The following is a 12,010-nucleotide window of genomic DNA, read 5'->3' on the forward strand; positions in this document are numbered from 1 at the left end:
ATTTTGTTATCTGCGCCACTCATCTTCTAGCACGCTATATCCTTCTTTTAGTGAGCGATTTTGTAATTAATTTTCACTTCAAGCGGCATAAGCTGACCTAATTTTGCTCTAAATCAGGAGAGCAGTGGAATAATTGCAAACTTACTCTGCTTTATTTGACTAGAACTGGTGGTTTTCGCTAGATTGGAGTCTTAACAAGGACAATGGATGTAGTTTTTTTACGAGGCAGGATGACAATGAACGAGAAATACGCCGCACTCAAAAGTAATGTGCGCATGTTGGGCCACCTTCTGGGTAACACAATTCGTGATGCTCATGGCGAAGAAATCTTCGAGAAAGTGGAAACCATTCGTAAATTATCCAAATCGGCTCAAGCTGGGAATAATGCTGACAGAGACAGCTTAATAGAAGAAATTAAAAGCCTACCAGATGAGCAATTAACGCCCGTGACCCGTGCGTTCAACCAATTTCTAAACCTGACCAATATTGCTGAGCAATACCACACCATTTCACGCCATTGTGAAGAGCACATCTGCGAACCTGACGCAATTAACTCGCTGTTCTCAAAGCTAGTGCAAAATGATGTGAGCAAGCTAGACACGGCGCAAGCGGTTCGCGACCTGAACATTGAATTGGTTCTAACTGCGCACCCAACCGAAATCACTCGTCGCACCATGATCAACAAGCTGGTGAAGATCAACGAGTGTTTATCTAAGCTAGAGCTGAGCGATCTCTCTTTCAAAGAGCGTAAAAAAACTGAACGTCGCCTTGAGCAACTTATCGTTCAAAGCTGGCACTCTGACGTTATCCGTCAGCAGCGTCCAACGCCTCTTGATGAAGCCAAGTGGGGCTTTGCGGTTGTAGAGAACTCACTATGGGAAGCCGTACCTGACTTCCTACGTGAAATGAACGACCGCCTGAAATCTTACCTTGGCGAAGGTCTACCAATTGATGCCCGCCCTGTGCACTTTTCATCTTGGATGGGTGGTGACCGTGACGGTAACCCATTTGTAACCCACAGCGTGACTCGTGAAGTACTGCTTCTGTCTCGCTGGAAAGCGGCAGACCTATACCTTAATGACATCAACGAGCTGATCAGCGAACTGTCGATGACAGTATGCAACGATAAAGTTCGTGAGCTTGCCGGTGATGATCAACACGAACCATACCGTGCGATCCTGAAACAGCTTCGTTCACTATTGAATGAAACGAAAGACATTCTAGACGCGAAAGTTCATGGCCAGAAACTGGCAGTCAAAGCGCCACTGCAAAAAGTAGAGCAGCTTTGGGAACCACTTTACGCGTGTTACCAATCACTAAATGAATGTGGCATGGGCGTAATTGCCAACGGCTCACTGCTGGATACGCTACGCCGTGTTAAAGCGTTTGGTATCCACCTAGTTCGTCTCGATATCCGTCAAGAAAGTACTCGTCATGCCGACGTTCTATCTGAACTGACTCGTTACCTAGGTATTGGTGACTACGAGCAGTGGAGCGAGCAAGATAAGGTAGCTTTCCTAACTAACGAACTTGCCTCTAAGCGCCCTCTTCTACCTCGCGACTGGGAACCATCAGAACCAGTTAAAGAGGTTTTGGATACCTGTAAGATTGTTGCTGCGCAACCTCGCGAAGCATTTGGTGCTTACGTTATCTCAATGGCACGTACCGCTTCTGACGTACTTGCTGTGCACCTACTGTTGCAAGAAGCAGGTTGTCCTTACCGCATGGACGTATGTCCTCTGTTCGAAACGCTAGACGATTTGAACAACGCGGAAGCGGTAATCAAACAGCTGATGGGCATCGACCTATATCGTGGCTTTATCCAAAACCACCAAATGGTGATGATCGGCTACTCTGACTCTGCAAAAGATGCAGGCGTAATGTCAGCAGGCTGGGCGCAATACCACGCGATGGATTCACTGGTTAAGGTTGCAGAAGAAGAAGGCGTAGAACTCACACTGTTCCACGGTCGTGGCGGTACGATTGGTCGTGGTGGTGCGCCTGCTCATGCAGCACTACTGTCTCAACCACCTAAGAGTCTGAAAGGCGGCCTGCGCGTAACAGAGCAAGGTGAGATGATCCGCTTTAAACTGGGTCTACCTGATGTTGCCGTTAACAGCTTCAACCTGTACGCGAGTGCAATCCTTGAAGCTAACCTACTGCCACCGCCAGAGCCTAAACAAGAGTGGCGCGACCTAATGGACGTGCTGTCTGAAGTGAGCTGTGAAGCCTACCGTAGCGTCGTTCGTGGCGAGCCAGACTTCGTACCTTACTTCCGCCAAGCAACACCTGAGCTTGAGCTAGGTAAACTGCCTCTAGGCTCTCGCCCTGCAAAACGTAATCCAAACGGTGGCGTAGAAAGCTTACGTGCGATTCCATGGATCTTCTCTTGGAGCCAAAACCGCTTGGTTTTACCTGCATGGCTAGGTGCTGGTGAAGCAATTCAATACTCGGTAGACAAAGGTCATCAGGCGTTACTGGAAGAGATGTGTCGTGAATGGCCGTTCTTCTCAACTCGCCTAGGCATGCTTGAGATGGTGTACACCAAGTGCAATATGGAAATCTCTCGTTACTATGATCAACGCCTAGTTGAGACGCCACTTCAACCATTGGGTGACCGACTACGTGAACAGCTTCAACGTGATATTAAGTCCGTACTGAACGTAGAGAACAACGAGAACCTGATGCAAAGCGACCCTTGGGGCCAAGAATCAATCCGCCTACGTAACATCTACGTAGAGCCATTGAACATGCTTCAAGCAGAGTTGCTATACCGTACTCGTCAAACAGAAGAAGCTTCTGCAAATCTTGAAGAAGCATTGATGGTGACGATTGCTGGTATTGCCGCAGGTATGCGTAACACAGGTTAACTTAGCTACGCTAAAAGCATTAAAAGGCTGAGCTCTTGCTCAGCCTTTATTACCAATCACCAATCACTTCTACTATTTGAGCAATACGCAACCAGCTCATTAATCCAAAAAGAAAACAAAAAGTCTCTTAAAAACAAAATAAATCACTACACAAAAACACTATTGAGTATTTTATTAGTTTTTTTGGGTAATTTTGTCCTACTATTCCACTTCATGCTTATTATTTATATACTACTTGCCTGCTGGAAGCTCACAAGTCCAATTAAATAAGCTCCAGCTCGATGGAAACACCCATCACTCTAGGTGATAAACGGCTTTAAGGTGACAGGACCAACATTGTTGGTGCTATTTACACATAAAAAACTCAAGCGCCAATAAGAGCGCAACTGAAAGTGTAGATAGCTTGTTTACAAGTTTATTGACCATTTGGATTGAAGACATGTCATTACCACACGTAATTTTAACTGTACTTAGCACTCGCGACGCTACCGGTTACGACATCACTAAAGAATTCTCAGCTAGCATCGGTTACTTCTGGAAAGCAAGCCACCAACAAGTTTATCGTGAACTTAATAAAATGGCTGAGAAAGAACTGGTTACTTGCGTATTAGAACCTCAAGAAGGCAAACCAGACCGTAAGGTATACTCAATCACTGACGCTGGTCGTAGCGCTCTGGGCGAGTGGTTTGATCAACCAACTGCACACCCAACAGTACGTGATGAGTTCTCTGCAAAGCTAATGGCTTGTGCAGTGCAACCAGCGACGCCGTTCCGCGATCAACTTTCTGAGCTTGTAGAAGAGTCTCGCAAACTGGTTTCTCACTACAAAGAGATTGAAGCAGCGTACTACGCAACACCATCAACACTAGACAAACAAGCGCGTCTTGAGCGTCTAACACTTCGTCGCAACTTAATGCTACGTGAAGCTTGGATTAACTGGGCAGAAGAAGTGCTAACAGAACTTGAAGTGATCGGCTAATTCGTCACTTTAAATGAAACGAAAAAGGCTTGCCGATGGGCAAGCCTTTTGTTTATCTGGGGAAAGCGTATTAAGCGCCTACTGCAACTTGTGGACGAACACCTAGAGTGTGGCAAAGTGCATAAGTCATCTCTGCACGGTTCAATGTGTAGAAGTGAAAATCTTTTACACCTTCACGGCTTAATACACGAACCATATCAATCGCTTGGCTTGCACCCACGAGCTGACGCGTCACTGGGTCATCATCTAGGCCTTCAAACTGCTTACTCATCCAGCCAGGTACTTTCACATTGTTCTGCGCCGCAAAGCGAGAGGCTTGTTTGAAGTTAGAAACTGGCAAAATACCTGGGACAATTTCAACATCAATTCCTGCCGCTACACAACGGTCACGGAAGCGTAGGTAAGACTCCACATCGAAGAAGAATTGGGTAATTGCACGGTTTGCCCCTGCATCTACCTTACGCTTTAGGTTAAGCAGATCTGATTGAGCACTTTTTGCTTCTGGGTGAACTTCTGGGAAAGCGGCTACTGAAATATCGAAATCATGGCGCGCTTTAAGCAACTCTACCAAGTCCGAAGCGTACATGTCTGGCGCACCGCCACCTGGTGGAATGTCACCACGCAGGGCAACAATGTTCTTGATACCGTTATTCCAATAGTCATCTGCAATGTTGATGAGTTCATCACGAGATGCATCGATACAAGTTAAGTGAGGCGCAGCAACAAGGCCTGTCGCAGCTTTGATTTCTTTAATGATCGAGTGGGTTCTGTCACGTTCGCCTGAGTTTGCGCCGTACGTAACAGATACAAATTTTGGTTGAAGAGTTTTAAGGCGGTGTACTGAGTTCCACAGTGTTTCTTCCATCTTCTCACTGCTTGGTGGAAAAAACTCAAATGAGACGTTGATATTGTCTGATAGTTCAGCGATATTCTGGTTTAAGGCATCGATGTGCCCTGCATGCGTGTATCCCATCTTACTCTCCCTGTGGCAACTCCACCACGAAATCAAAATTCCTTAAATCGCCGTTTAGACGTCTATATGTCTACAGAATGTATTGAATGTGATTTAATGTCAACCTTGTGATTATGAATTTTTCTCAAGTTCATGATGAGGATAGTTCAAGTTCCTGTATGACCAATCCTTAGCCAAAACTCCCAATCCAGTATGGCATTATCCAAATAATAAAAAACCCCGGAGACAGTCCGAGGTTTTGTTGTCGTTCGCAAAAATTGCTTCAGCGAGATTTAGAACAAGCCCGCTAGGCGGTTAAGGTCCGATTGAATCGCACCAGCCGTTACTTCTCGCCCCGCACCAGGGCCGCGAATCACCAAAGGATTGTCTTTGTACCACTTACTCTCAATGGCAAAGATGTTGTCGCACGGCAACAAGTTCGCTAATGCATGCTCACGTGACAACGCTTCTACACCCACCGTTGCTTTACCATTACGTTCTAGGCGTGCGACGTAACGTAGCACTTGGTCGTTTCTCTGCGCCTTGGTCAAACGTTCTTGAAGAATCTCGCTGAGAATATCACCTTGGTCAAAGAAAGCATCAATGCTCAAATCACGTAATTCCTCAGGAACAAGTGACTCAACCTTCACGCTCTCAGGCTCAATATTTAAACCAGACTCACGAGCTAAGATAACCAGCTTGCGCATGACATCAGAGCCATCCAAATCGGAGCGAGGATCAGGCTCAGTCAAACCTTGTTGCCATGCTAAGTCGACAAGCTCGGCAAAAGGTACCGAACCGTCAAACTGTTGAAATAACCACGATAACGTACCCGAGAAAATGCCTGATAGTGCAACAATATCATCGCCACTTTCACGTAAATCTCGAACCGTATGGTTTATCGGTAGCCCTGCCCCCACTGTCGCGTTGTAAAGCCAATGACGACCGATCTTCGCAAAAGCATCTTGCACTTGGTGGTAGTAATGGCTGTCTGCTGAACCCGCCACTTTGTTTGCAGAGATCAGGTGAATACCTTGCTGTGCAATGTCTACATAACGGGCAGCGAGCTCCTTGCTTGCCGTGACATCAAGCACGACCGCTTCATCGTAATTTTGCAGAGCACCCAGTTTATTGAGCCAGTGACCGTCATTCTCAATGCTTTCATCATCGAAGCGCTGGGCAACCGTTGCTGCATCAATACCGTTTTCATCAAACCAGTAAGTCTGGCTGTCTACAACGGCAACCAAATCAAAACTCATGCCGTGGCGTTTTTCGAGCTCTTCTTTTTGCTCAGAAAACAACGATAACCAACTTGAACCAATGTTACCTTTACCACACAAAGCCACCGCTACGCGCTTCTGCGCTTGAAACAGCTGGCTATGAATACGTTGAACTAACTCTTCGACTTCTGCACGGCGTAGTACAGCGACCAAGCTCAAGCCAGATTCCGTCTCTGAAATAAACTCAACAGGCGCATGCTTCAGTTGTTGGTAGAAACCAAAGCAGTGGTTTGCGTTTTTCGTCACACCTGCACCGACTGCAGCTAGCAACGAATACCCTTCTTTCAGTTTGATTTCTGCTTCAACGGCGAGCTCTTGTAGATAAGTCAATGCTCCGCCAGCAATCTCTGCGGTGTACGCCAAACGCAAGGTTTGCTGATCCTCTTGCGCTTCAAATGCTAGTGGCTCTAATTGAGCGCGCTTTAACGCTTGCAATACTTCTTTCTGCGCTCGCTCAAAATCATGGCCATGCACAAATGAAAGTTGAACCAGTAGCACTTCATCAAGAGAAGTAATGATCTTCGCACCACGACCCGAGGCTAATACACGTTCAATACGCGTTGAGCCAGATTCTGGTTGATAGCTGCACTTTAGGTTCAAATCCATCGCACTTTGAGCAACAGGCTGAAGCGTGCGACTGTGCAGTACTGGAGCGGCTAAACGAGCAAGCTCACTCGCCTCGTCTAAACGCAGTAGGGGTAACAAGCATGCATCCGACACCAAACGCGGGTCTGCACTATACACACCAGCGACATCACTCCAGATTGTCACGGTATTTGCTTCCGCCAACGCACCAATCACAGTGGCTGAGTAATCTGAACCATTGCGACCTAATAGAACGGTTTCACCTGCATTATTCTGTGCCATGAACCCCGTAATGATGACGCGCTTATGGTTATGTTGAGTTAACGCTTCTTTAATAAGTGCATAAGAACGAGCACGATCGACTTCTGGCTGCGTGCCTGCTTCTGCGCGCAAAAAGGCACGTGAGTCTTGAGCGACTGCTGGCAAGTCTTGCTGAGATAACAAGGCGGCTAGCAAACGTGAGGACCAGACTTCACCATGCCCTAGCACTGCGGCTTTTTGTGCTTCTGTTAGCGGAGCCGTTAACTCAGCTAAGGTACTGAATTCATCTTGAAGAGAAGCAAGCACCTGCGCTTGGGCTTCTCCTTCTAACAAAGCTTCAACTAACTCTGTCTGGAACTGACGTAAGCTTTGCAGCGCTTCGTGTGCGATGCGGCCGTCTTTATCCAACCCTTCCAAAAATTCAATCAAGCGGTTAGTGGTTTTGCCTGCTGCGGACACCACCACTAAATCATTTTCTGATGAATACTCTTTAAGGATCCCCACGACGCGTTGGTAACACTCTGGGTTTGCTAAGCTGCTACCACCAAATTTATGCAGCTGACGTTGTACACTCATGACCTTTTCTCTCCCAATTACTGTGCTGCTTTCGCGAATGCTTGCTCAAGATCGGCAATCAGATCTTGCGCATCTTCTAAGCCAACTGATAAACGCAGTAACTGTTGAGAAACACCTGCTTCAGCTAGAGCTTCTTCACCCATCGCACGATGCGTCATTGAAGCAGGGTGACAAATCAAGCTTTCTACACCACCTAACGACTCAGCAAGGGAGAACAGGTCAAGCTCTTTAACGAACACTTTTAATTGCTCAAACGAACCGGCAAATTCAAAGCTCAGCATAGAGCCAAAGCCTGATTGTTGTTTTTTCGCAATGTCATGACCCGGATGCTCTGGCAGACTCGGATGATAAATCTTCGCCACCAAAGATTGTGTTTGCAGATACGCCAACACTTGCTGAGAACTTTCTTCATGGACTCGCATTCGCGCACCCAGCGTGCGAATTCCACGGAGCGTCATATAACTGTCGAATGGCGTACCCGTAGCGCCAATGCAGTTCCCCCACCATGCTAATTCTTCAGCATGCTCTTCGCTCTTGGTGATCACCACACCACCAATCACGTCGGAGTGACCATTAATGTATTTCGTTGTTGAGTGGATAACAAAATCCGCACCAAGCTCCAAAGGCTTTTGGTACACAGGTGTCAAAAAGGTATTGTCCACCGCAACTAAAGCGCCGACTTGTTTTGCTTTCTCACACACGGCCGCAATATCTACAACGCGTACGAGCGGGTTTGATGGTGTCTCTAACAAGATAAGCTTTGGCTTTTTCGCAATCGCCGCATCCAACGCTTGCTGATCCGATTGGTCAACAAACTGCACTTTAAAGTCGCCTTTTTGGGAGCGAGTATTGAACAAACGGTAAGTACCGCCGTAGCAATCATGCGGCGCGACAATTAAGTCATCAGGTCCAAGAAACGCCGATACCCAAAGGTTCAATGCAGAAGTTCCGCAGTTAGTGACAACCGCGCCTTTGCCTGATTCAAGCTCATACAGTGCTTTTTCTAACAAGCCTCGGTTTGGGTTACCAGAACGGGTGTAATCGTATTGTGGAACTTCGCCAAACGCAGGGAAGCCGTAGTTAGTAGAAAGGTAGATTGGTGGTACAACAGCGTGATATTGACTGTCTGACTCGATACCAGTGCGTACAGCAATGGTCGCAGGCTTACGGGTGCTCATGGGTGTATCCTTTCACGGGTGGTGACATCTAAATGGGAATGCGCTATATCTAGCTTGTATTGCTCAATTGATTAACACTCTTCCCTAACTATTAACCTCACTTTACTTGTCTAAAAATGAGACGTCAACACTTCTAGACGTCTATATGTCTTTGCTTATGGCAGTAAATGCAGCTAAAATCAGCACCTATATTTATTTCTCTAACTTATTACATTAATGAAGGTGCGCAATGGCTGACTGGAATGGCGAATACATTAGCCCGTATGCTGAGCACGGTAAAAAAAGCGAACAAGTAAAAAAAATTACCGTCTCTATCCCGCTAAAAGTTTTAAAAGTGCTGACTGATGAGCGAACTCGCCGCCAGATCAACAACTTACGCCATGCGACTAACAGTGAACTATTATGTGAAGCGTTCTTACATGCTTACACAGGCCAACCACTGCCAACAGATGAAGACCTTCGTAAAGACCGTCCAGATGATATTCCGACGGAAGCGAAAGCACTGATGACAGCAATGGGCATCGAATTCGAAGCATTTGACGAAGAATAATTGCTTACAAATTCGTCAAGGTGAGAACCTGCACCGGGGCAGTTTCAAACCAAACGAAAAAGGGACGCACTGGCGTCCCTTTTGTTTATCTGAAGCGTCTACTCTACTAATTACTCAGCCATGTAGTTTTCAGGCATCTCAATACGCGCGACACCTGAATCAACTGCAGCTTGTGCAACCGCTTTTGCTACGCGTGGTAATAGACGTGAGTCCATTGGTTTTGGAATGATGTAGTCAGAACCAAACTCTAGCTTGTCTACACCTGCCGCCTTCAATACAGCTTCTGGAACAGGCTCTTTTGCCAATTCACGAATCGCATCAACTGCTGCTAGCTTCATTTCATCATTAATCTCGCTTGCACGTACATCCAACGCACCGCGGAAAATGAATGGGAAGCAAAGCACGTTGTTTACTTGGTTCGGGTAATCACTACGGCCCGTGCCCATGATCAAGTCATCACGCACTTCGTGAGCCAATTCTGGTTTGATTTCTGGATCTGGGTTTGAACATGCGAACACCACTGGCTTATCTGCCATTAACTTCAGTGCTTCTGCAGGTAGTAGGTTTGGACCCGATACACCCAAGAATAGATCCGCACCTTCAATCACATCTTCTAGCGTGCGCTTATCCGTGTTGTTTGCGAATAATTGTTTGTATTCGTTTAGGTCGTCACGACGTGTATGGATCACCCCTTTACGATCCAGCATGTAGATCTTCTCGCGCATTGCGCCGCATTTGATCAACAGCTCCATACATGCCACAGCCGCAGCACCCGCACCAAGACAAACGATGGTTGACTCTTCTAACTTCTTACCTTGCAGCTCGATTGCATTCAACATACCTGCTGCCGTTACGATCGCTGTGCCGTGTTGATCGTCGTGGAATACTGGTACGTCACAACGCTCAATCAGACGCTTTTCAATCTCAAAACAATCTGGTGCTTTGATATCTTCTAAGTTAATACCACCAAATGTATCAGCAATGTTTGCTACTGTGTCGACAAATTCGTCGATCGTGCGGTGTTTTACTTCGATATCAATTGAATCTAAACCAGCAAAGCGTTTGAACAATAGCGCTTTACCTTCCATTACTGGTTTAGAAGCTAGCGGGCCAAGGTTACCAAGACCAAGAATAGCCGTGCCGTTAGAAATAACCGCAACCATGTTGCCCTTCGCTGTGTACTTATACACGTTGTCAGCGTTCTGTGCGATTTCGCGCACAGGCTCTGCAACACCAGGGCTGTATGCAAGAGCAAGGTCATTTGCAGTTTCAGCAGGCTTAGTCAGCTCTACTGCAATTTTTCCTGGAGTTGGGTATGCATGGTAATCCAATGCTTGTTGGCGGCGTTCTTCTTCTGGGGTGACTTCTTGGCGATTGTCTTCAGACATGGATCGTTTCTCTTTTGTTATTTTTTCGGTAAGGGGGAATAAATTCTAAAGGATAGAAGTCAATCTTCATAGGCTAGATTGCGAGCGATATCCTTAAAAAGGCCGATAATAAAAGAGATTAGACCAGATATTAGTGATGAGCACCTAGTTTACAGGTCAGGTGCTCTTTGAATCACTTCGTTCAGATGAGAAAACAGCGTTATCTTCTCACTCTTCATCAACGTACTGTGCTTGCAGATAATTCTCTATGCCGGACATTTCGATCAAGCCAAGTTGTGTCTCAAGCCAATCAACATGCTCTTCTTCATCCTCTAAGATCTCTTGGAAAAGATCTCGAGATACGTAATCACGAACGTCTTCAGCATAAGCAATCGCATCTTTTAAATCGGGAATCGCGGCCATCTCGAGCTTTAAGTCGCACTCAAGCATTTCTTTGGTATCTTCTCCAATCATTAGCTTACCGAGATCCTGCAAGTTAGGTAGCCCTTCTAAAAACAAGATACGTTCGATCAGATGATCAGCGTGCTTCATTTCATCAATCGATTCGTGGTACTCCTTGTCAGCAAGATGCTTTAAGCCCCAGTCTTTATACATTCGAGCATGAAGGAAATATTGATTGATAGCGACGAGCTCGTTGCCGAGCACTTTATTGAGATGTTGGATTATGATTGGATCGCCTTTCATGACAAAGCCCTCCTCTTTGGCTTCATTTAAATGTAGAAGCAAATGAGAAGGTGTCAAAAAGCCCTAACTAATAATTAGCTAGCTTGTTTCAGTGTTAAGTATTCCGTTTCAGCTAAAATTTCTTTTGCTTGCTTGATGCACTTGCCACATTGGCTACCTAGAGCAGTACATCGTTTGATTCCTTTAATGTCGGTTACGCCTTCATCTATCGCCAACTTCCTAATTTTCTTGTCAGAGACACCATGGCAAAGACAAACGTACATATTCAAAACCTTTAAATTTTACTTTGGAATGAAATATAAACAAGAATCGTTCTTGTTACCAGTTGTGTTAAGACGAATTACAGAACGTTTTGTTATAACGGTCTGGACCGTTTTAGCAGTTTTCAGTGACTTAGCAGATAGCTAAAAAGAAGAGAAAATCGAGTAGAACTAAGCTCATGTTTTTAAGGAACAAAAAGCATGATTAAGAATGACGGGCTTATAACCATATTGAAAAGAGGAATAGCAGGTATAAAAAAGGGAAGCCTTAGCTTCCCTTTTTCTAGCGCTTTCTTCAAAAAGAAGAAGAGTGCAAGATTACGATTAATTCAGTAAGAATTAGTCGAAGATCTTAGCAACAACACCAGCACCTACAGTACGGCCACCTTCACGGATAGCGAAACGTAGACCTTCGTCCATAGCGATTGGAGCGATTAGCTCAACTTG

General features: G+C 45.8%; 9 protein-coding genes and 1 pseudogene. 3 read left to right on the forward strand and 7 right to left on the reverse strand.

Annotated features, from left to right (window positions below; translation table 11 throughout):
* Positions 1-236: 236 nt before the first annotated feature.
* Both ppc and KIT90_RS27120 read left to right on the forward strand, forming a co-directional pair.
* Positions 237-2,870, forward strand: a complete 2,634-nt coding sequence (gene ppc / locus KIT90_RS27115; RefSeq protein ID WP_009705509.1) for a phosphoenolpyruvate carboxylase — start codon at positions 237-239, stop codon at positions 2,868-2,870.
* A 439-nt stretch (positions 2,871-3,309) separates the two neighbouring features.
* Positions 3,310-3,849, forward strand: coding sequence for a PadR family transcriptional regulator (locus tag KIT90_RS27120; RefSeq protein WP_009705507.1), 540 nt, complete (start codon positions 3,310-3,312; stop codon positions 3,847-3,849).
* A 70-nt stretch (positions 3,850-3,919) separates the two neighbouring features.
* Here KIT90_RS27120 and metF read toward each other — a convergent pair whose 3' ends face one another.
* The 3 genes from metF to KIT90_RS27135 all read right to left on the reverse strand — a co-directional run bounded on the left by metF (position 3,920) and on the right by KIT90_RS27135 (position 8,681).
* Positions 3,920-4,822 (reverse strand): methylenetetrahydrofolate reductase, encoded by a 903-nt coding sequence (metF, locus tag KIT90_RS27125; protein WP_005438398.1) that lies wholly within the window; start codon positions 4,820-4,822, stop codon positions 3,920-3,922.
* A gap of 272 nt (positions 4,823-5,094) precedes the next feature.
* A complete protein-coding gene (locus tag KIT90_RS27130) occupies positions 5,095-7,503 on the reverse strand; it encodes a bifunctional aspartate kinase/homoserine dehydrogenase II (protein ID WP_285379653.1) in 2,409 nt (802 codons plus the stop codon).
* A gap of 17 nt (positions 7,504-7,520) precedes the next feature.
* Positions 7,521-8,681, reverse strand: coding sequence for an O-succinylhomoserine (thiol)-lyase (locus tag KIT90_RS27135; RefSeq protein ID WP_078608102.1), 1,161 nt, complete (start codon positions 8,679-8,681; stop codon positions 7,521-7,523).
* Positions 8,682-8,910: 229 nt separating this feature from the next.
* On the opposite strand from KIT90_RS27135, the gene metJ reads away from it, so the two are divergent.
* Positions 8,911-9,231, forward strand: a complete 321-nt coding sequence (metJ, locus tag KIT90_RS27140; protein ID WP_005432736.1) for a met regulon transcriptional regulator MetJ — start codon at positions 8,911-8,913, stop codon at positions 9,229-9,231.
* A gap of 110 nt (positions 9,232-9,341) precedes the next feature.
* On the opposite strand, the gene KIT90_RS27145 is transcribed toward metJ, so the two are convergent.
* The 4 genes and pseudogenes from KIT90_RS27145 to KIT90_RS27160 form a co-directional block, all read right to left on the reverse strand.
* Positions 9,342-10,619: a malic enzyme-like NAD(P)-binding protein gene (locus KIT90_RS27145; RefSeq protein WP_009705505.1), complete on the reverse strand. Its 1,278-nt coding sequence runs from the start codon at positions 10,617-10,619 to the stop codon at positions 9,342-9,344.
* 207 nt (positions 10,620-10,826) lie between these two features.
* A complete protein-coding gene (gene bfr, locus KIT90_RS27150) occupies positions 10,827-11,303 on the reverse strand; it encodes a bacterioferritin (protein ID WP_005438394.1) in 477 nt (158 codons plus the stop codon).
* 74 nt (positions 11,304-11,377) lie between these two features.
* Positions 11,378-11,566 (reverse strand): (2Fe-2S)-binding protein, encoded by a 189-nt coding sequence (locus KIT90_RS27155; protein ID WP_005451472.1) that lies wholly within the window; start codon positions 11,564-11,566, stop codon positions 11,378-11,380.
* Between the two features lie 336 nt (positions 11,567-11,902).
* Positions 11,903-12,010, reverse strand: a pseudogene (locus KIT90_RS27160) (elongation factor Tu); the annotation flags it as partial.

The sequence above is a fragment of the Vibrio sp. B172a genome (assembly GCF_030248355.1).
GTDB classification, from domain to species: Bacteria; Pseudomonadota; Gammaproteobacteria; order Enterobacterales; family Vibrionaceae; genus Vibrio; species Vibrio owensii.

Excerpts from the sequence above, each read along its gene's own strand:
- ppc (WP_009705509.1), top strand. The coding sequence starts at position 237 with ATGAACGAGAAATACGCCGCACTCAAAAGTAATGTGCGCATGTTGGGC.
- KIT90_RS27145 (WP_009705505.1), bottom strand. The coding sequence starts at position 10,619 with ATGTCTGAAGACAATCGCCAAGAAGTCACCCCAGAAGAAGAACGCCGC.
- metJ (WP_005432736.1), top strand. The coding sequence starts at position 8,911 with ATGGCTGACTGGAATGGCGAATACATTAGCCCGTATGCTGAGCACGGT.
- KIT90_RS27130 (WP_285379653.1), bottom strand. The coding sequence starts at position 7,503 with ATGAGTGTACAACGTCAGCTGCATAAATTTGGTGGTAGCAGCTTAGCA.
- KIT90_RS27155 (WP_005451472.1), bottom strand. The coding sequence starts at position 11,566 with ATGTACGTTTGTCTTTGCCATGGTGTCTCTGACAAGAAAATTAGGAAG.
- KIT90_RS27135 (WP_078608102.1), bottom strand. The coding sequence starts at position 8,681 with ATGAGCACCCGTAAGCCTGCGACCATTGCTGTACGCACTGGTATCGAG.
- metF (WP_005438398.1), bottom strand. The coding sequence starts at position 4,822 with ATGGGATACACGCATGCAGGGCACATCGATGCCTTAAACCAGAATATC.
- bfr (WP_005438394.1), bottom strand. The coding sequence starts at position 11,303 with ATGAAAGGCGATCCAATCATAATCCAACATCTCAATAAAGTGCTCGGC.
- KIT90_RS27120 (WP_009705507.1), top strand. The coding sequence starts at position 3,310 with ATGTCATTACCACACGTAATTTTAACTGTACTTAGCACTCGCGACGCT.